The sequence below is a fragment of the Bacillus clarus genome (assembly GCF_000746925.1).
GTDB classification, from domain to species: domain Bacteria; phylum Bacillota; class Bacilli; order Bacillales; family Bacillaceae_G; genus Bacillus_A; species Bacillus_A clarus.
The window spans coordinates 2705637-2731705 of the sequence record NZ_JMQC01000008.1 but is presented as its reverse complement, the minus strand read 5'-3'; the positions used below and the strand labels follow the sequence as shown (position 1 = coordinate 2731705).

General features: G+C 34.5%; 22 protein-coding genes, 1 pseudogene and 1 riboswitch. Of the genes and pseudogenes, 8 read left to right on the top strand and 15 right to left on the bottom strand.

The genetic code is table 11. From position 1 onward, the window contains the following. Positions 1-104 precede the first annotated feature (104 nt). Positions 105-1439 (top strand): FAD-binding oxidoreductase, encoded by a 1335-nt coding sequence (locus DJ93_RS14940; protein ID WP_042981618.1) that lies wholly within the window; start codon positions 105-107, stop codon positions 1437-1439. A 306-nt stretch (positions 1440-1745) separates the two neighbouring features. On the opposite strand, the gene DJ93_RS14935 is transcribed toward DJ93_RS14940, so the two are convergent. The 7 genes from DJ93_RS14935 to argR all read right to left on the bottom strand — a co-directional run bounded on the left by DJ93_RS14935 (position 1746) and on the right by argR (position 8963). After that, entirely contained in the window at positions 1746-2429 is a 684-nt protein-coding gene (locus DJ93_RS14935; RefSeq protein ID WP_042981617.1) for a hypothetical protein, read from the bottom strand. 156 nt (positions 2430-2585) lie between these two features. After that, positions 2586-3275, bottom strand: coding sequence for a Crp/Fnr family transcriptional regulator (locus DJ93_RS14930; protein WP_001081912.1), 690 nt, complete (start codon positions 3273-3275; stop codon positions 2586-2588). A 195-nt stretch (positions 3276-3470) separates the two neighbouring features. Next, complete coding sequence (gene arcC, locus DJ93_RS14925) at positions 3471-4433, bottom strand: carbamate kinase (RefSeq protein ID WP_042981615.1); 963 nt, start codon at positions 4431-4433, stop codon at positions 3471-3473. A 37-nt stretch (positions 4434-4470) separates the two neighbouring features. Further along, a complete protein-coding gene (gene arcD, locus DJ93_RS14920) occupies positions 4471-5886 on the bottom strand; it encodes an arginine-ornithine antiporter (RefSeq protein ID WP_042981614.1) in 1416 nt (471 codons plus the stop codon). A gap of 99 nt (positions 5887-5985) precedes the next feature. Further along, positions 5986-6984 carry an ornithine carbamoyltransferase gene (gene argF, locus DJ93_RS14915; protein ID WP_042981613.1) on the bottom strand — a complete coding sequence of 333 codons (999 nt, stop codon included), beginning with the start codon at positions 6982-6984 and terminating at the stop codon, positions 5986-5988. Positions 6985-7014: 30 nt separating this feature from the next. Then, positions 7015-8247, bottom strand: coding sequence for an arginine deiminase (gene arcA / locus DJ93_RS14910; RefSeq protein WP_042981612.1), 1233 nt, complete (start codon positions 8245-8247; stop codon positions 7015-7017). Positions 8248-8513: 266 nt separating this feature from the next. Next, entirely contained in the window at positions 8514-8963 is a 450-nt protein-coding gene (gene argR, locus DJ93_RS14905; protein WP_042981611.1) for an arginine repressor, read from the bottom strand. Between the two features lie 483 nt (positions 8964-9446). Between argR and DJ93_RS14900 the strand changes: the two genes are divergently transcribed. The 3 genes from DJ93_RS14900 to DJ93_RS14890 all read left to right on the top strand — a co-directional run bounded on the left by DJ93_RS14900 (position 9447) and on the right by DJ93_RS14890 (position 11898). Continuing rightward, positions 9447-10169 (top strand): amino acid ABC transporter ATP-binding protein, encoded by a 723-nt coding sequence (locus DJ93_RS14900; RefSeq protein ID WP_042981610.1) that lies wholly within the window; start codon positions 9447-9449, stop codon positions 10167-10169. A gap of 148 nt (positions 10170-10317) precedes the next feature. Then, positions 10318-11112 (top strand): ABC transporter substrate-binding protein, encoded by a 795-nt coding sequence (locus DJ93_RS14895; RefSeq protein ID WP_042981609.1) that lies wholly within the window; start codon positions 10318-10320, stop codon positions 11110-11112. 93 nt (positions 11113-11205) lie between these two features. After that, on the top strand, positions 11206-11898 hold the full coding sequence (locus DJ93_RS14890) for an amino acid ABC transporter permease (RefSeq protein WP_042981607.1): 693 nt from the start codon (positions 11206-11208) through the stop codon (positions 11896-11898). Between the two features lie 66 nt (positions 11899-11964). On the opposite strand, the gene desB is transcribed toward DJ93_RS14890, so the two are convergent. Continuing rightward, positions 11965-13050, bottom strand: coding sequence for a Delta(10) desaturase DesB (desB, locus tag DJ93_RS14885; RefSeq protein WP_042981606.1), 1086 nt, complete (start codon positions 13048-13050; stop codon positions 11965-11967). 588 nt (positions 13051-13638) lie between these two features. Here desB and DJ93_RS14880 point away from each other — a divergent pair. The 3 genes and pseudogenes from DJ93_RS14880 (at position 13639) to DJ93_RS30635 (ending at position 18154) form a co-directional block, all read left to right on the top strand. Then, the gene (locus DJ93_RS14880; protein WP_042981605.1) at positions 13639-15165 is read left to right on the top strand and encodes an FAD-dependent oxidoreductase; all 1527 of its coding nucleotides are present in this window, start codon (positions 13639-13641) and stop codon (positions 15163-15165) included. 156 nt (positions 15166-15321) lie between these two features. Next, positions 15322-16623 (top strand): MFS transporter, encoded by a 1302-nt coding sequence (locus DJ93_RS14875; protein ID WP_042981603.1) that lies wholly within the window; start codon positions 15322-15324, stop codon positions 16621-16623. Between the two features lie 178 nt (positions 16624-16801). Then, positions 16802-18154 (top strand): annotated as a pseudogene (locus tag DJ93_RS30635) (IS3 family transposase). A 36-nt stretch (positions 18155-18190) separates the two neighbouring features. Here DJ93_RS30635 and DJ93_RS14860 read toward each other — a convergent pair. Together DJ93_RS14860 and DJ93_RS14855 are read right to left on the bottom strand one after the other, a co-directional pair. Continuing rightward, positions 18191-18973, bottom strand: a complete 783-nt coding sequence (locus tag DJ93_RS14860) for a nucleotidyltransferase domain-containing protein (protein ID WP_042981602.1) — start codon at positions 18971-18973, stop codon at positions 18191-18193. A 110-nt stretch (positions 18974-19083) separates the two neighbouring features. Continuing rightward, complete coding sequence (locus DJ93_RS14855) at positions 19084-20193, bottom strand: PRK06851 family protein (RefSeq protein WP_042981601.1); 1110 nt, start codon at positions 20191-20193, stop codon at positions 19084-19086. Positions 20194-20344: 151 nt separating this feature from the next. Continuing rightward, positions 20345-20457, top strand: a riboswitch (SAM riboswitch). A 90-nt stretch (positions 20458-20547) separates the two neighbouring features. Here DJ93_RS14855 and DJ93_RS14850 point away from each other — a divergent pair. Next, on the top strand, positions 20548-21180 hold the full coding sequence (locus DJ93_RS14850; RefSeq protein ID WP_042981600.1) for a cyclase family protein: 633 nt from the start codon (positions 20548-20550) through the stop codon (positions 21178-21180). 64 nt (positions 21181-21244) lie between these two features. Here DJ93_RS14850 and DJ93_RS14845 read toward each other — a convergent pair whose 3' ends face one another. The 5 genes from DJ93_RS14845 to DJ93_RS14825 form a co-directional block, all read right to left on the bottom strand. Next, positions 21245-21625: a hypothetical protein gene (locus DJ93_RS14845; protein ID WP_042981599.1), complete on the bottom strand. Its 381-nt coding sequence runs from the start codon at positions 21623-21625 to the stop codon at positions 21245-21247. Positions 21626-21852: 227 nt separating this feature from the next. Then, positions 21853-23079, bottom strand: a complete 1227-nt coding sequence (locus DJ93_RS14840) for an ATP-binding protein (RefSeq protein ID WP_042981597.1) — start codon at positions 23077-23079, stop codon at positions 21853-21855. Between the two features lie 171 nt (positions 23080-23250). Beyond that, the gene (locus DJ93_RS14835) at positions 23251-24516 is read right to left on the bottom strand and encodes an S-adenosylmethionine decarboxylase related protein (protein ID WP_042981596.1); all 1266 of its coding nucleotides are present in this window, start codon (positions 24514-24516) and stop codon (positions 23251-23253) included. Positions 24517-24762: 246 nt separating this feature from the next. Beyond that, entirely contained in the window at positions 24763-25431 is a 669-nt protein-coding gene (locus tag DJ93_RS14830; RefSeq protein ID WP_042981595.1) for an LSm family protein, read from the bottom strand. A 187-nt stretch (positions 25432-25618) separates the two neighbouring features. Next, positions 25619-26050 (bottom strand): hypothetical protein, encoded by a 432-nt coding sequence (locus DJ93_RS14825; RefSeq protein WP_042981594.1) that lies wholly within the window; start codon positions 26048-26050, stop codon positions 25619-25621. Between the last annotated feature and the right edge of the window lie 19 nt (positions 26051-26069).

The following is a 26069-nucleotide window of genomic DNA, read 5'->3' as shown; positions in this document are numbered from 1 at the left end:
CACTAAAACAAAATTCATTCCTCTTCCTTTCTAGTCTAAACACATTAAACAAGCTCTTTCATATACTAATAAAAAATTACCCTTTTTCAGAAAGGAGATATATATTGAAACACACAAAATTAACTGGTCGTATCGTCGTTCCTTCAGATCCTGACTATGACATAGCTCGAATCAACTTAAATTTAAGTATTCCAAAACTTCCTTGTATTATTGTTTTTTGTCAAAACAATAACGATGTGTGTAACGCCTTAAAATGGGCACGGGAGCATCACGTACCATTTCGTTTAAGAAGTGGTCGTCATAGTTATGAAAATTTCTCTCTTGTAAACAGTGGTCTTATTATTGATGTAAGTGAAATGAATCGAATTGCCGTTAATACAGATCGCTTAACAGCAAAAATCCAAGCTGGCGCAAATCTTGGTACTGTCTACAAAGAACTTTGGAAATACGGTGTTACAATACCTGCTGGTACAAGTGCGAGTGTTGGAATTATTGGATTAACACTTGGTGGTGGAATTGGTATGCTTTCACGTTTATTTGGATTAACGTGTGACCAATTAATAGAAATAGAAATGGTACAAGCAACTGGGAAGACAGGCGCAAAAATTATTCGTGCGAATGAAACAGAAAATCCTCATCTATTCTGGGCTTCCTGTGGTGGTGGTGGTGGGAATTTCGGAATTGTTACCTCATTAACATTTCGCGTTCATCCGATTAAAAACGTCTCAATTTTCTCACTTACATGGAAATGGGACGACTTTATTACAGCATTTCAAGCTTGGCAAAACTGGGCACCATATACCGATGAACGTCTCACTTCATCCATTGAATTATTTTCCAAAGAGCAAAACAAAATTGAAGCACAAGGTGAATTTATTGGCCCTCCATCTGAACTCCATAAACTACTTTCCCCTCTTCTTGACGCCGGTAACCCGTCTCTTTTCATAGATGAAGTTCCTTATATAGAAGCAGTCCAATTTTTTAACAGTGGTAATGTGCCCGAGAAATTCAAACGCTCCGGTTCCTATATATACAAGCCCCTTCCTCTTAAAGGAATTCAAATCTTAAGGCACTTTCTCGCTCACGCACCAAATCCGGCAGCTAGTATTTGGCATCAGTCACTTGTCGGTGCTGTAGAAAACATCGCTCCTAGTGAAACAGCTTATTTCCATCGAAAAGCCATCATTGCTCAAGAATACATTACATCTTGGAAATGTGATAATGAAGAACAACGAAATATACGATGGGTGAAAGATTTAAGAGAAAGTCTTGATCCTTATACATTAGGAGACTACGTCAATTGGCCCGACATTGATATAAAAAATTGGCAAACTAGTTATTATGGATCGAACTTTCAAAAACTACGTAAAGTAAAAACAGCTTATGATCCATGCAATGTTTTTCGTTTCGCCCAAAGCATACCGCCCTTTCACATATAGAAAAGGAAGAACATAAATTTGTTCTTCCCTTTTTTATATCCAATACCTTATTTAAAATTGCTATATCACTAGACGAGCTACTTTCTATTCGTCCTCAAAACAGTTCACCGAAAAAATTCAACACGAAATACGCTAAAGCCTATGGCCATACTAAACGTAACAAAGTAAAGACAATATGTTAAACAGTAAGATAAAATAAAAAATCATCCAATGCATGCCCGCCGCCTCTTAGCATGTTGGATGATTCAAGTTGATTTTCTATATCGTTTCAAATTATTGTTCCTACTCATAAGCTTTCTATATAAATCAATTGTATTGCTCATTATTTTCATTTAATGGGTGTAATTTAATATTTGGCACTTGATGTTTTTCAATACTGTTATTATAAACAACTGGAATTTGAAATTCGAATTGCTTTGTCTCATGTCTTTGTAAATAGACCGGTCTCGGTACTTGATAACTTTTTAATTTCTGGCCTGCATCATAGTATAAAACAACCTGTAATGCTTGTGAATGATTACGATAATTTTTTAAAGTCACGACGCAATTTTGTTCGATAGCCTCTCCTTTTTTCTCCATCCGACATTGACTATCCTCTTTTTTATATTCAATCGCCTCTACCCCTGTTTTTCCGGCGTAGTACCATGTTTTATTCAGAGTTTGGAGTATTTTATTTAAAGTAAACGGCATCAGTAAAATTAAAATGCTTATACCTGCTATCTTTACTTTATTTCGCGCTTTAAATGAACTAGATTCCCTTTTTCTTAGCCACTTTAAAAATAATAAAAATACGATTATATGTAATATGAAAGAAACAATCAATATATTTGATACTTTATAATCCATATAAATATATGTATGTACCGGAACCTTATAGGCATTGAATAGTTTTTCTCCAATTAGTTCATTATCATTTGGAATTTTCAATAATAACAAAACACCTATACTGTAACAAATAGCTACTAATCGATCATACTCAATCCGAATCATTCTTTCTCCCCTTCCCTTTGTTTTTTATTATCGATTTTAGCTATTATTACCATAATACACAATCTTTTTATAGAGGATAACGTAAAAAAGCTCCTTATAAATATATAAAGAACTTCATTAATATACAGTATGAATTAGAAAATCAATATGCAATTTTCACATAGAGATTTCCTCAAAATATGTTGGATTATGTATTGTAATTTTTTTATCCAGAATTGTAACAATACTATCATTTTTTAATTGTTTTAATACGCTACTAACTGTCTCTCGAGATGTCCCAGATATTTTCGATATTTCAATTGTTGTAAGTGGGCATGAAATTACAATCGTTTCACCGCTCTGCTCTCCTAAATCCTGCATTAAATAATTTAATGTTTGAATGACACGATCTTGTGCATTAGGAATTGTAATGTTTTGTACTCGATTTTCGTTCAGTTTTAATATCGATGATAATTGCTGAACAACGTACATTAATTGCGTCCTACTAGATTTCACCATATCTTCGAAAATTACTGTCGGAATATAATATACCTCTACATCTGTCATCGCTTCTGCCGTATAGTTATATCCTCTGTCTGTAAACATACCACCATAAGGAAAAATAGAATACCGCTTTACATAGTCATCGTATAATAAATTCCCACTTTGATTTACCCGCTCTAACTTTACAAAACCATCTAACATGAAGTAAATTCTTTCCCTTGAATCCCCTTCTAAAAATAAAAATTGACCCTTTTTATAAGTTCGCCAATAGACAAACTCCGTCAAACCTTTCAATTTTTTTTCTGTTAAATGAGCAAATAATTCAAACTGCTTTAAATCTTTAACTACGTTCCGTCTATTCATAGAACTCCCTCTCTCTTGCTGTATGTTGGAGCGAAAAAAATCAAGAAAGCGTATTCAAGTTGAATTTTATCATAATTAACTTACATATTCGGATTCCATCATGAAAACTTTATGAACAATGGGTACAAAAAATATGAATAAATAAAAAGAATGAAGTTACTAACTTCATTCTTTTTATTTATTGAATAACGATATTTAAACATACACGCATACATCCTGTTTAGAAATAATAGTACCAGCTTTTTCTTCCAGTGCTTCATATACTTTTTCTAAAGACGTAACAATTGTTTTTCGTTTTGGATTTGTATTAACAAAATTAATAGCAGCTTCAATTTTTGGAAGCATACTTCCCGCAGCAAATTGCTGTTCCTCAATGTATTCTTCTAATTTATTCACTGTGACATGCTCTAATTTCTTTTGATTCGGTTGATTATAATTTATATACACATGATCAACTGCAGTTAAAATTACGAGCGTATCAGCATCTACTAATTCAGCTAATTTCTGAGCAGCGAAATCCTTATCAATAACCGCTTCCGTTCCTTTTAATCCTTCTTCCGAATCAATTACTGGAATTCCACCACCGCCAACAGCTATCACTATATTTCCATCCTCGACCAAAGAATTAATCACTTTATGTTCATGAATACTTACAGGCTTCGGTGATGGAACAACACGTCTCCACCCTCTGCCAGCATCTTCTTTAAACACTGCTTTTGTTTCTTCCATTAATCTTCTTGCTTCTTCTTCTGTATAAAAAGGACCAATTGGTTTAGTTGGATTTTTAAACGCCTCATCTTTTTCATCCACAACAACGCGTGTTATAACCGTTGCTACGTCTTTTTTTATATTCCGTTTTTTCAATGCCTTTTCAATCGCATTTTCCATCCAATATCCAATCATCCCTTGGCTCATTGCACCACAAGTATCTAATGGCATTGCAGGTGTTTTTTCCGTTTCTGCAGCCTTTTGCTGTAATAAAATATTCCCCACTTGTGGGCCATTTCCATGCGCAATTACTATATCTACATCACTTTCCATTATTTTCACGAGTTGTTCCGCTGTTTTTTCCAATGCTTCTTGCTGTGCTCCTGCAGTAGCTTTTCCAGATTGTATCGCATTTCCCCCTAGTGCAACTACAATTTTTCTTCGTGCCATATTTCAACCCTCCAGTTAATTTCATTTTCACAGCGTTTTATAAGGTAATACTTCCTGTAATTAATCCGTAAATCGCAAAGAATGCTAAAGCACCAATTGCTACCGATGATGCTAATTCCACTCGAGTAAATATTTGCTTTGAACTCTTTTGCTTTTGAACATTGTAAAAAATAAAAATACCTGGTGCATATAAAGTCATTGTTAATAATAAATACTCTAAACCAGCTGCATAGACTAACCACACCCCATAAATACTTGCTATCAACCCAATGATTATATTTTTTGTCCGATCGTTTTCTTCAGATTTTAAACTATGCTTTAGTTGATACAATGCTGAAAAGGCATAAGGGATTAAAATAGCAGAAGATGCTAAAGAGAATGCAAAGTTATACGCCTGATCGGAAACGACGAATGTTAATAAGAACATTTGAATCAAACCATTTGTTATCCATAATGAATTTACGGGAGCTTTATTTTTATTTTCTTTTGCAAACCACTTTGGGAATACTCCGTCTTTAGCAGCTAAATATGGAATTTCAGAAGCGAGCAAAGTCCATCCTAGCCAAGCACCTAATACAGAGATGACTAAACCTAAATTAATAAAGATCGCACCCCATTTTCCGACAACGCTTTCAAATAAATAAGCCATAGCCGGATTTTTTAAATTAGCAATATCTGCTTGTTGCATAAGCCCGAGAGACAATAATGTAATTAAAATGTAAATGATGAGTGTACCAATTAATCCAATGACCGTCGCTTTTCCTACATCACTTCTATTTTTTGCACGGCTTGATAAAACAACAGCCCCTTCTACCCCAATGAACACCCACAGAGTTACAAGCATTGTACTCTTAACTTGACTGCCCACCGCTCCCCAAGAAAAAGAACCAGCTTGTCCCCAAAATCCATCTAGGAACGTATCAATATGAAACGCGAAGATTCCTACAACAATAAATACAAATACAGGTACTAATTTCGCAATTGTAGTTACTAAATTTACAAGGGCTGCTGATTGTACTCCGCGTAAAATTAACATGTGAACACACCATAATAATACGCTTGCGCCAATAATCGATGCTACATTTTGACCCCCTTCAAAAATTGGGAAGAAATACCCTAATGAAGAAAACAATAATGTGCCGTATGCTACATTACCAAGCCAAGCAGATAGCCAATATCCCCAAGCACTATTAAACCCCATAAAATTACCAAATCCCGCTTTTGCATAACTAAAAATACCACCATCTAAATCTGGCCGTTTTACAGTTAGATTTTGAAAGGATAATCCAAGCGCAATCATCCCAATTCCTGTTATAACCCAACCAATAATAATGGCTCCAGCACCAGCACCTTTTGCCATATCACTTGCTAAATTAAATGCCCCACCACCGATCATAGAGCCAACTACAAGAGCCGTTAAAGTAAATAACCCTAATTTCTTATCTTCACCCATTACACTCACCTCTCTTTAATTGCAATAACAATAGTAAAGCAATAGTGAATGATAGTGTCTAAAGGAGGAGAAAGAAGAAAGGAAGATTCCCTTTCTTCTCTACTCCATGTTTCCTAAAGTAGCTGCCATAACCGCTTTAATTGTATGCATTCTATTTTCAGCCTGATCAAATACTTTTGAATGTTTACTGCGGAATACTTCGTCAGTTACCTCCATTTCTTTTAGTCCATATTTTTCATAAATCTCCTCGCCATACATCGTTTCAACATCATGGAATGCAGGTAAGCAATGTAAGAAAATCACATTATCATTTCCGGTTTCTTTAATCATTTGTATATTTACTTGATAAGGTTTCAATAACTCGATACGTTCAGCAAATTTTTCTTCTTCCCCCATAGATACCCATACATCTGTATAGATTACATCTGCACCCGCAACCGCTTCTTCCACATTACTTGTTATCATTACCCGTTCATTATATTTTTTTGCTAAATCAATTACTTCTTGTGCAGGCCATAAAGATTCTGGTGTACAAATACGCACTTCCATTCCAACAATTGCCCCACCAACTAGTAAGCTATTAGCGACATTATTTCGTCCATCTCCAACGTAAACGAGCTTCACATTTTTTAACTTCCCTACATGTTCTCTAATAGTTAATAAATCTGCGAGCGTTTGTGTTGGATGCCACATATCTGTTAAACCGTTCCACACTGGCACACCAGAATTTTCTGCTAAAGATTCTACAGTTTCATGAGTAAACCCACGGAACTCAATTCCGTCAAACATGCGTCCTAACACTTTTGCTGTATCCTCTACAGATTCTTTTTTCCCGAGCTGAATATCACCTTTACCTAAATATTCAGGGTTCGCACCTAAATCTGTACATGCTACTGTAAATGCACATCGCGTACGAGTAGAGGTTTTTTCAAATAAGAGCGCTACATTTTTACCTTCTAAATAACGATGTGGGACACCATTTTTCTTTTTCTCTTTTAATTCTGCTGCTAAATCTAGAAAATATAATAATTCTTCTTGTGTAAAATCTTTTTCAGCTAGAAAACTTCTTCCTTTTAAATTTGGTCTAGTCATTAACATACTTCATCCCTACTTTCTCCGTTATTTATACTAAATATCTTTACGAACAATCGGCATACTCATGCAACGTGGACCCCCACGACCACGTGATAATTCCGAACTTAGCACCTCAATCACTTCTATACCATGTTCCCGTAATAAAGTATTGGATACATAGTTGCGATCATATGTAACAACTACACCTGGCGCAATTGCTAATGTATTCGAGCCATCATTCCATTGTTCACGAGCAGAAGCAATTACATCTCCTCCTCCACAAGGAATAAGAACTAATTCACTTAAGCCTAATACCTCTTTTAATGCTTCCATTAAAGAAGTACGATGTGTGATTTTAAGAGTTTCTTCATCTGGGCCTTTTTCTAAAATATAAATATTCATATTTCCTTTTGGCCCTTGAATGGCTGGGTGAATTGTAAATTTGTCATAATCGACCATTGTAAATACTGTATCTAAATGCATAAATGCTCGGCATTTTGGAATTTCTATTGCTAACACTTTCTTAATTTTATTTTGTCGGCTAAAGAGATTTTTAGCTAAACGTTCAATTGCTTTAGCCGAAGTACGGGCAGATACTCCAATTGCAATTGTTTCTTCATTTAAAATTAGCTCGTCTCCACCTTCAATTGGAAACTTATAATCACGATCTAGCCAAATTGGCACATTGTGATTTGCAAATCTTGGATGATATTTAATGATGTACTCCATGAATAATGATTCACGTCTACGTGCCGGTTCTCTCATCTTATTTATCGTTAAGCCATCGCCCACGGTAGCTGCTGGATCACGAGTAAAATATAAATTAGGCATTGGGTCTAAGTAAAACGGATAGTGATCTTCCATTAATTCGTATAAATGTGTCTTCTTACTTGTTTCAATTTCGTTTTTCCGTACACCACCCATAATTTTTTGAATTAATTCTTCATTTGAAAAGGAAAGTAAATATTCTTTTAAAGTTTGATGTGCAACATTTACGTCAGCCTGTCCTTCTTTTAAAATACGATCAACAAATCCTTCTCGAAGTTTTTTATCTACTAACGCCTCAGCAGCTAGTTTTTCTAAATAAAGAACTTCAACACCCCGATTGCGTAATGTTTGTGCAAAATAATCATGCTCTTTTTGAATAATTGGTAAGTATGGAATATCGTCAAATAATAATTGTTGCAAATAATCTGGCGTTAAGTTTTCCACTTCTTTACCAGGTCGTTTTAATAAAACCGTTTGTAATTCCCCAATTTCTGAAGTAACATGTATCGGATGCTTCATTTGTTGTACCTCCTTTTAAATATGTTTGATGTCTTACAAGTACATAATAAATGTTGCACGCTTTTATCTTTGTGAGAATATCTACATTACCATTGTGAAAAATTACACAAGTTATTTTTTTAAAATCATATAAATTTGTATTTTTATAACACTTTATCCTGCTTTTTTAACAAAAAAATATATATTACGCATATATAATGAATATCCAACCTCTTTATTTAAATAAAAATCCTGTTTTTAATTTTTATTAAAAACAGGATTTTTATCTAAATAATTAAATTCAATCTTTCTTCTAAAATCTTTCTATCCGATTTTGACTTAGAAATTATAAGGCATGTATCATTTCCACATATACATCCTATTTTTTCTTTCCAATCTAAATCATCTAATAAAACACCAATAACATGTGCATTTCCAGGTAATGTTTTAATAACTACTAATTGATCTACATAATCAATCTTTACAACAACCTCTCTTAATTTTTTCTTTAACTTTATATCAGTTTGCAAATGCTCTTTTGAGAAAACTTTATATATCATTAGCCCTTCCTGAGAAGGTATCTTCGTTAAGTTTAACTCACGAATATCTCGAGAAATCGTAGCTTGCGTCACTAATACACCTTGTTCTGCCAACAATTCTACTAATCTTTCTTGCTTATCTATTTCATATTCCTTTACAAATTGTTTAATTAACCGTTGTCTTTTTTCTTTTTTCATAAAAGACACCCCTTTTAATATTATAGCTCGCTATAATTTTCATTCGAAAGAGACAGAAAGAAATGTTGCGGAAACGTTCATAGTTTTACGTTCTTCAGTTTATAATGACCTATATTAATATTATTTTTAACTGCGGATGTATCTATTAGAACTTTGCTATATATCACATTTGAAATCATGCAAGCCTAGACATTTTTTCTTATGCTATAGCAGCATCATCCAGTTATATTACCTATAAATAGCCGATTACTCGACCTTTACACTGGTTACCTTCTATAAGCTTACCGTTTTTTCTCGAGAGATTACTATTCTATCTATTCCTCAATCCCCCCTTACTAAGTACTATCTACATATTATTCTCTGTATTTCTACCATATAAAGATTTCAAAACCAATAAAAAAATAAAGGATTCTGACAATTTGTGACTAATAACAAAAATAAGGGGCGACATTTGTAAAATCTATTTTTGACTGGGGGTTTTGTATGATTCAAGTCCGCAATCTAGTAAAATCATTTGGTTCACTAGACGTTTTAAAAGGTATTAATCTAGAAGTAAAAGAAAAAGAAGTTGTCGTTTTAATCGGCGCCAGTGGCTCTGGAAAAAGCACTTTACTCCGTTGCCTTAATTTTTTAGAGATGTACGATGAAGGTGAAATTCACTTACAAGGGGAAAAAATCACCCCCAAAAGTACAAACTTAAATAAAGTCCGCGAAAATGTTGGAATGGTATTTCAACATTTCAATCTATTTCCTCATATGACCTCATTAGAAAACATCATAGAAGCACCTATTCATGTAAAGAAGGTAAATGTAACAAAAGCGAAGGAAACCGGAAATCTTTTATTGGAAAAAGTCGGTTTACAGGATAAAGCAAATGTAACCCCTCACCTACTATCAGGTGGTCAAAAACAGCGTGTTGCAATTGCACGTGCACTTGCAATGAATCCAAAAATTATGTTATTCGACGAACCTACTTCAGCCCTTGACCCTGAACTTGTTGGCGAAGTGTTACAAGTTATGAAAGAACTTGCTGAAGAAGGGATGACAATGGTAATTGTTACTCATGAAATGAACTTTGCAAAAGATGTAGCAGACCGCATCATCTTTATGGATGACGGAAAAATAGTAGAGGATTCCACACCCGAGAAGTTCTTTTCGGCACCATCAAACGAACGTGCAAAACAATTTTTACGAAGGGTTTTATAACTGAAATCTTCTATTACTAGAATGCTCATATTTTACAAATGAAGTAACAAACTGATACGGGTACATAAAACTGTCTCATCTAAAAGGAATTCCTATAATATATTCAAACCTACCCGTATGTGCAGGATCAATATATAGGAGGGGTTTTATGAGAAAAAAATTATTGGCTGCTGTTGCAGTCATTACACTATGTACGTCTTTCATACTTGGTGCCTGTAGTAAAGAAAGTTCGACTACTTCAACAAATGGTGAGAAAGAATTCCGTTATGCAATGAGTGGATTATATAAACCGTTTAATTATAAAGAAACTGATGGAAAACTTGTCGGATTCGATGTTGAAATAGGTGAAGCTCTTGCAAAAAAGATGAAGATGAAGCCCGCTCCGATTACAAACCCTTGGGAAACATTAATTCAAGGTCTACAAGCGAAAAAATATGATGTGATATTAGGAAGTATGGCAATTACAGAAGATCGATTAAAAGCTGTTAATTTCTCCAATCCATATTATCGCTCTGGAGCACAAATATTTGTTTCCAAGAAGAATATATCTATCTCTTCCCCCGAAGACTTAAAAGGTAAAAAAATAGGTGTTGTAAAAGCTAGTACATTTAAAGCACTTGTTGCAAAATATACAGATCAAATTACAGAGTATGATAGTGATATTACTGCACTTATGGACTTAGAACCAGGACGTGTAGATGCGGTTATTACTGATCAAATGGTTGGTCTTCGTATGATAAAAGAAGGTAAATCAAATATAAAAGAAGCTGGAAAGCCATTAAATCTTGATGAAATGGGAATTGCTATTCGTAAAGACGATAAAGACATGGCGAAGAAGGTAAATAAAGCATTAGATGAAATTGTTAAAGACGGTACGTATGAAAAGATTAGTAAGAAATGGTTTGGGCGCAATATTCTCGGAGAAGAGTCAAAAACAAAGTAAGAGCAACCTTAAACTATTTTATAGACAACGCCCCACATAAACAGTGGGGCATTTGTCTATACCCTAAAATCAATCTAATATGAGGTGACACAAATGTTTGAAATTTTTATTTCTACCTATCCTATCCTTCTAAAAGCTGTTATTGTCACATTACAATTAACGTTAACTTCCTTAGCGCTCGGCTCATTAATCGGACTGCTATTTGCCTTTTTTCGAATTTCTAATAATAAAATGTTAAATAGCATCGCCCATGTTTACATTGCTATCATCCGTGGTACACCTTTAATCGTCCAAATTGCCATTCTTTACTTTGGGATTACATCTGTCGTTGTCTTCACTCCTTTTTGGGCAGGAGCAATTGCTTTAGCTATTCATAACGGTGCGTATATTACAGAAATTTTCCGTGGCTCTATTCAATCTGTTGATCGTGGACAATTAGAGGCTGCTCGTTCTTTAGGAATGCCCTATCCATTGGCAATGCGTCGCATTATATTACCACAAGCATTCCGTCTCTCTATTCCCCCTCTAGGAAACCAGTTTATCATTGGACTAAAAGACTCTTCCCTTGTTGCCTACGTAGGCATGCCAGAATTATGGGGATCAGGTTTATCAATAGCTGCGGGTAATTACCAACAATTAGAAACATATATTGTCGTTGGTATATACTACTTAGCACTCGTTCTACTATTTACTTATCTTGTTAATCTTTTAGAAAAACGACTTCAGCGGAAGGAAACTAACTCTGTTCAAGTCCATACAAAGAAAAAGGGTGAAGTTTCCTTATAAAAATAAAAAGCAAGCTACTAGAAAACGTAGCTTGCTTTTATTATGAAATACATCATCTATCCATGCTTATTGATTTACTTGTTTTATCGCTTCTTTTTCTTCTATATGTTCCTCACGATATGAAATATTATGAGGGTCTAGTCCATTTCCTAAAGAACCATAGAAATGCTCCTTATGTGGATCAATTAATTCACTTCCTTGATAATACACACGAGGTGTATTCCAAAGTGCTGCCAACGCTTTTGTCATTGGCATTTCATGATAACGTTCCGGCCACATTTCTTTAATCTTTTCTTTTACTAATGGATAATATTTTGAACTCATAGCAGGGAACAAATGATGTTCCGTATGATATGAGAAATTGAAATGCAAAACGTCAATCCAGCGCGGCACTGTTACTGATAAACAGTTTGCTAATGGATCATTTACAGGAACAATCGGGTTTAATCGATGGTTTGTTGCAATATACGCCATTACAATAAAGTTTGCAATTAATAATGGAATTACATATGCAAACAACCACTTTGCAGGTCCCATAATAAATAATAAGCTAATCCAAACTGTCCATGGCAAAAGAAGTTGCAGCCATACAGATTTTTGATTTGATGACTTAAATTCTTTTATAAAATGAAAGAACATTCGAGTTGAATGCAATGTAAATTGAATTGTTAATGAAAGAAAACTAAAGAACGAACGTACATGAAGAGGCATGTGATACACCCAACTTAAAAACTTACTCTTTTTAAGTTTCTCAAGTGTCGGCCAAGCGTCTGGATCATTTTCTTCATGCTGTGTATGAACATGATGCGTTGCATTATGCCACTTTCTCCAAAGTTTTGGCCCTGTTGACAATGGCATAAACGCAATTGCTCCTAGAAAATCACGAAGCCATGCCTTTCTTACAACTGTTCCATGCAAAATTTCATGTCCTAAAAATCCAAGTGAAGCAAAACATAATCCAAGAACAATCGCAATCCCTAGATTTGCCCACACATTCAATTCAAATACACCAATCGTTATTAACCCCGCTAGTGCCACCAGTAAATAAGCCAGTCCACCAAATAAACGAGTAGGAACTGGTTTAAATGCTTTTTTTGGCAAGTGTGGTGATACACGCGCTGCATACCACCCAAACGTATGAAGCTCCTTCATCCTTTTGCCCCTTTCTTATGCCGCGCTTACGCAACTTGCATATATCAATTCTTGCTTCCAGATTGATATTACTAGGTGATCCAAAAAGCCTTTATTATAAGGAAAATATACTCACTCTATCGTCACTTATTATCGCTTTTATTATCAATGAAAAACATTTCTCTTTTTACTCTTTATCAACCTTTCCACATGATGAATCATAACAATAGACTTTCTGTATTGTCAACAACTTTTATGACCTAGTAATAAAATGCGGTTATAATTTTATAATTATACTTTATTTCACTAAAGGAACATCCTAGGTTTTATAAGGTTTTATCCGTTATATATATAAATATACCCACATGCTAAAAGCCCTTTCTTTAGCTAGACTTATCTATACAAATCACAAATACTTTTAACTAAATTTAGTTTTACACAAGACATACCTCTTCATACAAATCCGTTTAAATAATTATATTAAAATAGTATCTCGCTATCCCTCTCTTGCTTTCATAAAAATAGAAGGCTTCTAACATTGCTCACATGAAATTCATATAATATGGAAATATTAAAAGGAAAATTGTTCTAAACTAGGAGGGCTCTAAGATGACGAATAATACGTATCCCAAATTCCCATCACCTTATTGGATTGAATCTGCCACACTCTCTACTTTTCCACACCTATCTGAAAATATAAAAACAGAAGTCGTAATTATCGGCGCTGGTATTACAGGTATTACAACTGCTTATTTACTTGCTAAAGAAGGAATGAAAGTTGTTTTAATTGATTCTGGGCGTATTTTAAATGGAACGACTGGGCATACAACCGCAAAAGTAACTGCACAACACGATCTTATTTACGATGAATTGATCAATCATTTTGGTATCGAAAAAGCTCATTTGTATTATGAAGCAAATGACAACGCTCTACAATTTATTAAAGACACTGTGCAAAAATATGAGATTGACTGTGACTTCACAAATGAAGATTCTTATTTATATACAACTACTACTAACGGATTACGAAGTTTAACAAAAGAATACGAAGCGTATCAAAAATTAAATATTCCTTGTGACTACGTTCAATCTCTATCCATCCCTATTCCAATCCAATCGGCACTCGTTATGAAAAACCAAGCACAATTCCACCCCCTTCTTTATTTAAAAACACTTGTGGAAAATTTTATCGAGATGGGCGGAATTATTTATGAACAAACAACAGCTATTGATGTTGAAAAAGGCTTTTATCCACAAGTAATTACAAAAAACGGTCAGCGTATCACGTGTGGATATGTCGTCTCCTGTTCCCATTTCCCTTTTTATGACGCAAATAGCTTTTTCTTTGCAAGAATGTATGCAGAACGTTCTTATGTACTTGCTGTGAAGGCGAAAACAAATTATCCAGGAGGTATGTATTTAAGTATCGACGATCCGAAACGTTCCTTACGCTATGCAACAATAAATGGAGAAAAACTCATTCTAATTGGTGGAGAAAGTCATAAAACAGGACAAGGCATTAATACGATGCTTCACTACGAAGCACTACATTCCTTTGCTGAAGGTACATTTGGAATAGATGAAATTCCCTATAGATGGTCTGCACAAGACTTAATTACATTAGATAAACTCCCTTACATTGGACATATTAACGAAAATAATCCGAATATATTCGTTGCAACAGGATACCGTAAATGGGGCATGACAACTGGAACTGTCGCAGCCCATTTGCTAAAAAACTCCATTTCAAAAATACAAAGCCCTTATAAAGAGCTATTCGCACCATCGCGTTTCCACGCCAATCCAGATATAAAAACCTTTCTCTCCCAAAACATTGATGTTGCAAAGCATTTAATTGAGGGGAAAATTGAAGTTGCCTTACGTAAACCAGAAGATCTTGAAATTGGCGAAGGTGCTGTTGTACGCGTCCATGGTAAACGTGCAGGTGCTTATAAAGATGAGGAAGGGAAATTACACATCGTCGATACGACTTGTACACACCTCGGCTGTGAAGTGGAATGGAATAATGGTGATTGCACATGGGATTGTCCTTGTCACGGATCACGTTTTTCAATTGATGGCGCTATTATTGAAGGCCCAGCAGATAAGCCGTTAAAACGGGTTGACAGTGAATAATAACATGAAAGAAATTCAGTGGAATTCACTCCACTGAATTTCTTTATCTTGCACAACATTTACCACATGTGAATGTTGGAGAAAATTCGACAATAGCAGGAAAACCTTACCATTCAACAAAATACTATATGAATCTAAGAAAAAGAGGTGCCTACTATGCAAACATCTTCTCCACCTCATCTAGAATCTACAAAAACTATTCTTTCAAGCTCTGTTACGAAACTTGTCGTTGTTATTTGCTGGTTAGCTATTTTAGCTGATGGCTACGATTTAGGTATTTACGGCGCTGTTTTACCAACACTTTTAGAGGACAAAAGCTGGGCATTATCACCTGCTCAAGCTGGAACGATTGCTAGCTATGCTTTGTTTGGGATGTTCATTGGAGCTATTTTTGTCGGAACCATTACAGATTTAATTGGCCGAAAATGGACACTCGTATGCTGTTTAGCTCTTTTTTCTATCACAATGGGTTTAGCTGCAATCGCTCCTTCCCCACAATTATTCGGGCTATTTCGGTTTATTGGAGGAATTGGATTAGGCGGTGTCATTCCAACAGCTTCAGCACTTACCGTTGAATATTCACCCGAAAAACGCCAATCTTTTATTTATGCACTTATGTTTACTGGTTATCCTTTAGGTATCGTATTAGGGGCTATTTTATCTATGTTTATGTTAGAAAACTTCGGCTGGCGAGTTATGTTCGGAATTGGAATGATTCCACTCCTCTTCGTTCCTTTTATCATACGTTACTTACCAGAATCCATTCAGTTTTTACTATCTCGTAACCGGCAAGAAGAAGCGAAACAAATTAGCGAGCGCTTTCAAATCGAATTACATATACAGCAGGAACTTCCTCTTACATCACCTAATTTACAAAAGCAACATGGATTTCTTACATTATTCTCGAAGAAATACGTCATGGCCACTTTACTTTTTTGGACTACTTACATAATGGGAATGTTTCTTATATACGGTTTAAATACGTGGTTACCACAAATGATGCGTCAAGCAGGTTATCCATTGGGTTCTAGTTTATCATTTTTACTTATGCTTAACATTACAGCTGCTATCGGTGCATTATTTGCAGGTGTGATTGCCGATCGTATTGGAGCGAAAATCGTTATTAGCGTTTCTTACCTGATGGCCGCCATTTGTATTGGGCTATTAACAATCAAACCATCCGTTACAATTATTTACCTTTTAATTGGGCTTGCTGGAATTGGCTCAGTTGGCATTACTCAAATATTAAATGCCTATGTAACCCAATACTTCCCATCACATATCCGCGCTACCTCTTTAGGCTGGGGACTCGGTCTTGGGCGAATTGGTGCAATCGCTGGTCCAATTCTCATCGGCATTTTAATGACGATGCAGTATGACCTAGTATGGAACTTTTACTTATTTGCACTCGCGGGACTGATTGCAGCTATCGCCGTTTTCTTTATTCCTATAAAGTGAAACTTTAATAAGTGGGGGGGCCATCCCCCGCCGATTATTAGCCCACACCAATCGGGCTTTTACGGGCAGTTACTGCGGGATAAACGATGCAAATTAATTTATACAAAAAGAGCACAAACTTAATGAACTGCACCCCAATTGTTAGACACAGTCTAACAATTGGAGGTGCAGTTTTTCTATGGCTAAATTTACAGCTGATGAAAAAATACAAATCGTTCTACGTTATTTGAACGGAAATGAAAGTTATCGAGAAATGGGTAGATCGCTCGGTATAAGTGACACAATCATTTTGAATTGGGTAAACCAATATAAACAGAATGGTCTGGAAGCTTTTCTAAAACGATGTACAAATTACACACAACAATTTAAACTAGACGTACTAAACTTTATGATTGAAAACGGTATGTCCTTATTTGAGACGGCAGCTATCTTTAATATTCCTGCCCTTTCAACGATTTCTGTTTGGAAAAAACAGCTCGAAACACAAGGAATTGATGCCCTTCAATCTAAGAAAAAGGGGCGTCCATCCATGAAAAAAGATTCAAATAAACAATTAAAACAACCTTTAGCTGAAGGGTCAGTCGAAGCACTTGAAGCACGCATTAAACAGCTTGAGATGGAAAATGAGTACTTAAAAAGTTAAATGCCTTAGTTCAAAACAAGGAAAAATCACAAAACAAGACAAAGCGCAAGTAGTCTATGAATTAAGGCATAAATATTCGGTGAAGGCACTCGTGGAGCTAGCTACTATTCCTCGAAGCACGTATTATGATTTAGTAAAGAAAATGAATCGTCCAGATGTAGATGCCGATTTGAAAGCTGAGATTAAAGCGATTTATGAGGAAAATGAAGGTCGTTATGGTTACCGTCGCATTCGTGATGAATTAACGAATCGTGGCCAGAAAGTGAACCACAAGAAGGTTCAGCGTATTATGAAAGAGCTTGGGTTAAAGTGTGTTGTGCGTATGAAGAAATATAAATCCTATAAAGGAAAGTCGGTAGAATTGCACCGAATATTTTAGAGCGTAATTTTCATACAGATGCACCGAATCAAAAGTGGGTAACAGACATCACAGAGTTTAAATTGTTTGGAGAAAAACTGTATGTATCACCTGTATTAGATTTGTATAATGGTGAAATTATTACCTATACAATTGGTTCTAGACCGACGTATTCGCTTGTTTCAGACATGTTAGAGAAAGCATTGGAACGTTTACCTGAAACCCACCAGCTACTGATGCATTCGGATCAAGGATGGCATTATCAAATGAGACAGTACGTCCGTACTCTTGAATCAAGAGCTATCGTCCAGAGTATGTCTCGAAAAGGCAACTGTTACGACAACGCAGTAATAGAAAATTTCTTTGGGATTATGAAGTCGGAGTTCCTCTACATAAAAGAATTTGAAAATGTAGAGCACTTTAAAATAGAATTAGAAAAATATATAGATTATTATAATACGAAACGGATTAAGGCAAAATTAAAAATGAGCCCGGTACAATACCGGACTCACTTTTATCAAGCTGCCTAATGAAATAACCGTGTCTAACTTTTAGGGGTCACTTCATTAATTGTGCTCTTTTTTATATCCTTCAAATAACATGTCCCGAAATAAAGTATTTAGCTTCTCGACTTCTATTCCGACTCCGTTTTCAATACCTTTTACGTATTGCTGATAATAAGTAATCTGTTCCTCTAAAAATTCATTTAATACTTTAATTTGCGGGCCAGCATCTAATTCAACTCCCACCTTTTTCTTTTCTAATAACATCTCAATTTCATCCAATAATTTGCGCTCTATTGATAATTCCGTAATAAGTCTTTCAAATTCTACAGGTGGCAATGTCCCTTTCTCTTCTAACCATTTGCACCCTAAAATAGGACGTAATACGTAGAAATATTTTTTTAGCTTTACACTTTCACCTTGTAAAAATTCTCGATAGTTTTTTGAAGCCATATGTAAGTAATGATATATTGTTGCTTTCGAATCAAAATCATTTTCACTCATTTTATGTAATCGTTCTGGTAAATTCGAGTTTTTTGAATAGAAAATTGGAGAGCGAATCCATTCTAATAACGCTGGATTCGATTTCGCAAATAGCTGCAACGCTTTTTTTATATCCCAGCCACTTATATCTAAATCATCACTAATTGGGTATTCAATTACATCTCGTTTATCCTGAATTGATAAATACCATTCTAACGGACGAATGTAGACAAACCTCACATCATAATCACTATCTTTCGACGGAAATCCCCACGCTCGGCTTCCTGATTCCACTGCAAATAATATTTTCACATCATTCTCTTTCTCGATTCTTTCTAGTTCCAATTGAATTTTTTCTCTCACACATATCATCCCCATTTTTTGATCATTTCCCTGGAAATTCGACAATTACATATTAACTTTACTACATTCCAAAACAGCTGTCAGGACTTTCCTGACAGCCTAAAATCCGCCTACTTTTGCTTCTCAGTAACGACAGCTGCAATCCGCTCAAATTCTTTTTGTATTTCCTCTTTATACTCATCCACTTTTGAAAAATCCATAGCTGCAATATATACTCTCTCTAACTTATCTCGAACAGATTTTGCCTTTGCTAAGAAAGACATTGCCTCATTCATTTTTGTTTTATACTGAATTGAAACATCGCGAATCTCCTTAGCATATTTCTCATCAGTTCCTGGGGTAACAATGAGATCATACATATCAATAATCTCATCGCCCTCACGGCTTGGAAAATACTCATGTGGTGCTGTACTATCAAAAATTGCAAACCCTAACTCTCTTACAATAATCATATCAAGACTATTTGGATCAAATCCACAATGATACACTTCAGCCTCAAAACCTTTTTCCTCTGCTGCTTTTGCTAATTTTTTTAGCATTGTCGATTTCCCAGACCCTGGGCGTCCTTTTATAAAATAACGATGTGGAACCCCTTCCGTTAAATTAGGGACAAAATCAACCGCTCCTTTCGGCGTAGCAGCTCCTAAAAATCGATGTTTAATTATTGCTTTTTTCCCCTTTTTATCTGTGAATAGTTTTTGTATAAGCTGATTTGTTAATTCATTTGCCTTGTTAAAATCGATATTATGAATGTAAATCTTTTCCCACTCATCATGTATAATAAGCGCCTCTTTAAAACACCCATATGCTGAGTGGAAAGCTTTGCTTGCTTCCGACATAAAACGTTCAATTTGCACTTTATGTTTCCTTAATTGATTTGAATTCCAAGCAACTCCTAAATTTATATATTCTTCCACAACTCCAGGCATTTTCGGTTCAATAACATGCGGCGCTGTTCCATCTACAATTCCGACTTTCAATTTCGGAATAATTACACCATCAATTGATTTATTATCAGAAGAACAATGTAAAAACTCAATATCATACCCTTTTTCAGCCCATTCACGTCCGAGCGTTTTCATTAAAGAGGACTTCCCAGTTCCTGGACCACCTTTTAAAATAAATAATCTTTCTAATCCATTCAAATTTTCTTCATATAAACTATAAAAACCTCTAGCTGTATTTCCGCCAGCATAATAATTTAATACATTTCCTGTCACTGCACCCCACTCCTTTGCAGCAGTCTACTTACATAAGCTACAATATGCGGAACGTTTTGTTTGGGTGAATACCTATTTACCGTTGCATAAAAAAAGGAAATGAATTACAATTTAAATAACAACAAAATTCTTAATTTTAAAATTAAACATTCCTTTATCGAGAGAGGCAGAGGGACCGGCCCTTTGAAGCCCAGCAACCTCAGTTTATATAAACTGAATAGGTACTAAATCCTGCAAAATGCAATGCATTTTGAGAGATAAAACATAGTTCTATCCAATTGTGCATAAAGCCCATCTTTCGAATCGAGAAAGATGGGCTTTTATATTTACAAAAAATGATTGGAGGTATAAGTAATGAAAGTAATTGATTTATCACAAACATTTGAGAAGGATATGTCTCAGTTTCCAGGAACACCAAAAATCCATCTAGAACCAATTACAAGTGTCGAAGAAGCAGGATTTCAAGTCACTGATTTTCATTCTGTCGTTCATGTAGGTACACACTGTGACGCCCCTGCCCATTTTATTTCTGGTGCAACAACAATTGATCAGTTACCACTTGATCAGTTTGTAGGAGAGGCTATTCTCATCGATGTCACTCATGTCCAAGAACGAAAATTACCTAAAGAGGTACTACATGGTGCCGAAGTAAGAGAAGGTGATATCATCATTTTTCATTCTAACCTATCTGAGAAATGGAACACAGATGCTTACGAGAAAGAAGCACTTTATCTTTCTGAGGAGCTTGCTAAAGAACTCGTTAAATTAAAAGTAAAATCTGTTGGACTAGATTTCATATCTCCTGACGAGGTCACTACAGAAACCTCACCAATTCATCATATTTTATTAGGAAACAATATTTATTTAATTGAAAATTTAACGAATCTAGATGCCATTAAAACGAATCGATTCTTTTTTTCAGCAGCTCCTTTAAAAATTAAAGATAGTGATGGTGCTTTTGCAAGAGCGTTTGCTGTTATTTTTTAATACAAGCAGAGATCACTTACTGATTTCCCCTATTCCTTTCGAGCGATAAAAAAAGCAAAGATCATCATTGACCTTTGCTTCTATATTTTTTATTTAAATTAAGAAAAAGCTGCTCTATTCGAGGACGGACCCAAGAAAAGTAATCTTTATCTTTCTTTTTCGTACAAGCTATCTCTTCTCCGTCTACCATTCCAACAAGTTCTAACTCTAACAATTGCCTCGTAAATTCTAAAATATTTACTTCTTCTTGTGGGTATTCTTCCTTTAATTTCTCTTCAATTTCTCCTAATAAAAAACCGTCGCGCATCATTGCAAGTGCATCAATACAAAGTGGCGGCATTTCATATTTTTCTCCTGTAATTGTATCTTTTACAATATAATTCGTTTGATCTTTTCGAAATTGAATTGTGTGTAAACATACAGTCGAATTTAATGTTAATTCCATCATACCACCTCTTTTATAATATATGCATAGAAAAAAGGATGCGCGTGCACCCCTTTTTATTTACGTCAAACCTACAAACCGTTACATGAGCAATAAGCTCCATGTCGATATTTTCCTCCATTATAAACGAAGTGTTTTATAAAAAAAACCCTTCTTGAAACATTTTATCAAATGTTTCTATTTACACAACAAGAACACTTTTCTGAAAAGTAATTTCTTTTTACGTATCATGCGGTCGGCAACTGTATTTCAACTTTTGTCCCTATGCCAATACTACTTTGAATGTTGATACTTCCCTGGTGTTCTTCAATAATTTTATTCGTAATCATTAATCCAAGACCTGTACCATTTTCCTTTGTTGTATAAAACGCCTTCCCAAGCTTACCTATTTTCTCACTCTCTATACCAGATCCTTGATCCTCGATACAAACGCAAAGATTCTCTCCAATTGTTTTATATGCATGAACATTGATATTCCCACCATCTGGCATTGATTCAATTCCATTCTTCAAAATATTTAACAACACTTGTTTTAATTGTTTATCATCACCATTTACAGTTAACAAACCACTATCTGCTTGCATATAGATTTTCACTTTATATTGCGAAGCATAACTCTCCATTAGTTGCACAACATATACTAAAATATCCTGCATATTACAGCTTTCATATTTTGTTGATTTCGGCTTCCCTAACAGCATCAACTCGCTAACAAAACCATTGATCCTTTCAATTTCTTGTAACATAATCTCGTAACTCTTTGCATCCTCTGGATTCCGTTCTTTTTGAATTTGCGTAAATCCCTTTAAAGCTGTTAACGGATTTCGAATTTCATGAGCAATTGTTGCAGACATTGTCCCAATTACAGCAAGATTTTCAGCTTGTTTCACATTATGTAACATCTCAACAACAGTCCTAACATAAGACTGAAATCTTTTTAGTAACGAATGTGAAATAATGAAAAAGAAAATACATAAAACAAGTGGGATAACAACTTTTAAATCTTGTAACAATATAGTGAAGAAAACATATTTTCCAATTACACTAAAAGATACTACATAAAAATATTTCTTATTTACAAACACTGGTGCAAAAAGAATAAATAATATCTCCACCATACTTCCATGTTCAAACACTCGATCCGTTTCCAAATAAATCATTACATTATTAATAATGTCTATAAGCATATATCCGATTAAATACAAATACTTCACAAAATAAACGTATCCTCGTTTTTGAAGATATAATGAAATAGGAAATAACGACACTACAAATATGTATACCCCTATCCCAAGCCCACCTTCTGGCCAACCTACCTTTGCCTCGTTTATATTCATAGCAGGATACGCAAAATAATATATAGCGTCATATAAAAAAAATATTATATAGAATAATAATAAAAATACCTTTAAAGCTTCTCTTTCTTCATAAATTAAGCTTTTTAATTTTCTCATATAAATACCCCTCTTGGTCAATACCAAAAACATATTCCACTTTCCATCTCTTTAAATTATAATTATGAAATTGCTTTCAGGGCAATATATAACCGTCGATTGAGATTTCCCTTTCCTCTTATCATACTAAAAAAGGAAGTAAATAACTCTCCTTCCTTTTCATCGAATATTTTATATCCACCTTACCCGATCATGTAGCAAGCCATCTGTAGATATATTACAACCAATCACAAAATCTTTCATATATAAATTTAAATACTCCCCATACTTGCTTTTTGTATTTAGTAATAATTCTTCTACATAGTAGGCACCTTGTGGAAATTCATCTAAAAGCAAACTAGATAAACCCGCATAAATTCCACACCCTACTTGAAAATAAGTTGCATTTGTTTTATATTTTTGAAAAACTTGACTACTATTCATTATATTACACATATATGTTTCACTATTTTCATAAACGAGCAATACACCAACTAAATCCTCCCCAGCAATCTTCTCTTCTGCTGGATTAAATACTTTCCGATTCCAATTCCATAAATCTTCCACTCTATCTAAGTTCTGTCTAATTAAATTTGTTGTGTATTCATTAATACGATACAGAAAACCAACTTCCATATTAAATATTTTCCCTAAAATAAGGACTTCTTCATGTGGCATTAAACAACCATAAAATTCTCTTTCTCCTAATTTCACTTTATACTCTGTAGCATATACATCTTCATAAAAATAAAGGGGACGATGATGACTCATATACATCGGATAACTTAATATTGCTTCATCTAGAAAGCGCTCTACCGCCCAAGAGGCATAAAGTGTATGAGGTTGTATAAGTTTTTGATCCTCTAAAAAAGAATTATCATGTTCTACAATATAACACGCTTTCGGCACTTCATCTGGTCTTTCTTTCATAAGCTCAACAACCATCCATTGAACAACACCCGGATTCATGCCCGATCCTATTATTGATCTCGTATTCGTAAACTTCTCCTTTTCTTTTTCAAACCTTGTATATCTTTCTGTTAACTGAAACCCAAGTAAGCTATCATCTTTATCCACTGATTCATTTTCCAAAGCTGAATTGATATAACAAATTCCTAATTCATTACAGCAACTGAGTATATTGATTGTATCCGCTCCAGAAACATCAATAACAATCCCTGTTCTTTTTTCTTTTAAATGCTGTTTAAACTTGACTACATTTTGAAGATTTATTTCGTATAGAAAGAGCTTATCTTTCAAATTCGGAAATAATTCATCATAATAGTCTTTATCTTTTTGTTTTATATCAACTAAATGGAACTCTATATTATTTATCGCCGTATAAATCGGATCTTCTTTATTTACTACCGATTGATTCAAAATTGCTAATACAGCCTTAGCTGCTCCACCAGCACTGCCAAGCAATGTAATCGAAAAAGACTCTGGAAACTGCTCCACCAACAAAACCCCTTTAGTATAGTAGTTGAACAATGCTTTCTCAAAAAGTAAATTGGACATAATAATAGACAGCTCGTACATATTTTCTATAATTTTGCACAGAATTGCCTCTTTTACCGATAAAAAATAATGACCATACTTACATATCCAATTCGTATTCTTCCCTCATCTCGAAAAATGGTAAACAAATAGGCGCGACCTTTTCCTTTACACATATAAAAGAAAAAGCCAGCCACCTTAACTAGCTTACGGGCAATGAACAGACTTCACATGTTGAATATTCACATGTACCTTTTCATCGCGTGCTTTCATCAATTCAATATGACCATCATCAATTTTCGTCATCTTTCCAATTTTGCTAGATTCTTCACCTAAATCAAATACCATGATTTTTCCAGCCATTTTAATCAACTGTTCTTCAAATGTTCTAGCTAATGTGATATTTAATGGATTCACAGGGAGTTCATTTTTATTGAGGGAATAAGGAACTTGATTTTCCTTATAGGGGATTAACCATTTTAAATGTTTTAAGGATATATATACTGTTTTATATACTGGGCTATAAAAAACAATATAATCATTCATTACACTTGTAACATAACCATGAATAGAAGCATTTCCAGCCACATAAATTTCTGTGAAAATCCCTTTAGATGTAATCAGTACTTTTCGTAAAGAAATTGATGGTGATTCCCTTTTTATAACAGAGTCTGCATCGGGCTTTGAAATTTCTTCCTTATAAATCATAACAAACTTATAATATTGAATGTGATATAAAGATATATATACGTAGTCTTGTCCATTGTAAATAACGACAATATCATTTCCTACATCAATTAATAAGCCTTTAAATCTTTTTTCACCAATTAATTTAACATATATATATTCTCCAATATTTTTACTAAGCTCGTTCATCTATATCCTCCTTTCTATAAATTAAAACCTTGCCCTTATCTTAAAAATAATTAGGGGCACAATAGCACATAGCTATTTATCTTTAAATAGCAGGGAGCTCATTTATATTATAATGAACATTGTAGTAATGAAATAAAAGCTGTTCTTTACTCCCCCTATAATGAATGCCCCTCTTACTTACGAAACATTATTCTTTGTCATTCTTTTTATTTTTAGTTACTTGATTCACATTTTTAATATGCAAATTAAGGACATAAACTACTTCCTCATTGTTTACTAATGTTATATATTCTTCGTTTGTGTCACTTAACAAGCCTTCTACGCTCTCAGGACCGCCTCTATTGATTTTTACCCACGCATATTTCAAATTTCCTAGCACATCTTGAAACGTATCTTTCTCAAAATATGAACCCTCTTGACCCAAGTAATCTGCTTTCGTCTCTTTTGCTTTCTTGAGCACACTTTTTACATGCTTCTGCTGATAGTAAATTACTTCTCCCGAGTGTACTTGCAACGCTAAATATTCTTCGTTTGTCAGCAACAATAATCCAGTTTGACTCTCTGGGCCACGAAGGTTCACTCTAACACTCTGACCAACCAAACTTCCAATTCTTTTCACTTCTTTTCCTCCCTTCTAA

Bases quoted from the DNA above. Each gene is read 5' to 3' on its own strand.
- DJ93_RS14935 (WP_042981617.1), bottom strand. From the start codon at position 2,429: ATGATTCGGATTGAGTATGATCGATTAGTAGCTATTTGTTACAGTATA.
- DJ93_RS14930 (WP_001081912.1), bottom strand. From the start codon at position 3,275: ATGAATAGACGGAACGTAGTTAAAGATTTAAAGCAGTTTGAATTATTT.
- arcC (WP_042981615.1), bottom strand. From the start codon at position 4,433: ATGGCACGAAGAAAAATTGTAGTTGCACTAGGGGGAAATGCGATACAA.
- arcD (WP_042981614.1), bottom strand. From the start codon at position 5,886: ATGGGTGAAGATAAGAAATTAGGGTTATTTACTTTAACGGCTCTTGTA.
- argF (WP_042981613.1), bottom strand. From the start codon at position 6,984: ATGTTAATGACTAGACCAAATTTAAAAGGAAGAAGTTTTCTAGCTGAA.
- arcA (WP_042981612.1), bottom strand. From the start codon at position 8,247: ATGAAGCATCCGATACATGTTACTTCAGAAATTGGGGAATTACAAACG.
- argR (WP_042981611.1), bottom strand. From the start codon at position 8,963: ATGAAAAAAGAAAAAAGACAACGGTTAATTAAACAATTTGTAAAGGAA.
- DJ93_RS14900 (WP_042981610.1), top strand. From the start codon at position 9,447: ATGATTCAAGTCCGCAATCTAGTAAAATCATTTGGTTCACTAGACGTT.
- DJ93_RS14895 (WP_042981609.1), top strand. From the start codon at position 10,318: ATGAGAAAAAAATTATTGGCTGCTGTTGCAGTCATTACACTATGTACG.
- DJ93_RS14890 (WP_042981607.1), top strand. From the start codon at position 11,206: ATGTTTGAAATTTTTATTTCTACCTATCCTATCCTTCTAAAAGCTGTT.
- desB (WP_042981606.1), bottom strand. From the start codon at position 13,050: ATGAAGGAGCTTCATACGTTTGGGTGGTATGCAGCGCGTGTATCACCA.
- DJ93_RS14880 (WP_042981605.1), top strand. From the start codon at position 13,639: ATGACGAATAATACGTATCCCAAATTCCCATCACCTTATTGGATTGAA.
- DJ93_RS14875 (WP_042981603.1), top strand. From the start codon at position 15,322: ATGCAAACATCTTCTCCACCTCATCTAGAATCTACAAAAACTATTCTT.
- DJ93_RS14850 (WP_042981600.1), top strand. From the start codon at position 20,548: ATGAAAGTAATTGATTTATCACAAACATTTGAGAAGGATATGTCTCAG.
- DJ93_RS14845 (WP_042981599.1), bottom strand. From the start codon at position 21,625: ATGGAATTAACATTAAATTCGACTGTATGTTTACACACAATTCAATTT.
- DJ93_RS14840 (WP_042981597.1), bottom strand. From the start codon at position 23,079: ATGAGAAAATTAAAAAGCTTAATTTATGAAGAAAGAGAAGCTTTAAAG.
- DJ93_RS14830 (WP_042981595.1), bottom strand. From the start codon at position 25,431: ATGAACGAGCTTAGTAAAAATATTGGAGAATATATATATGTTAAATTA.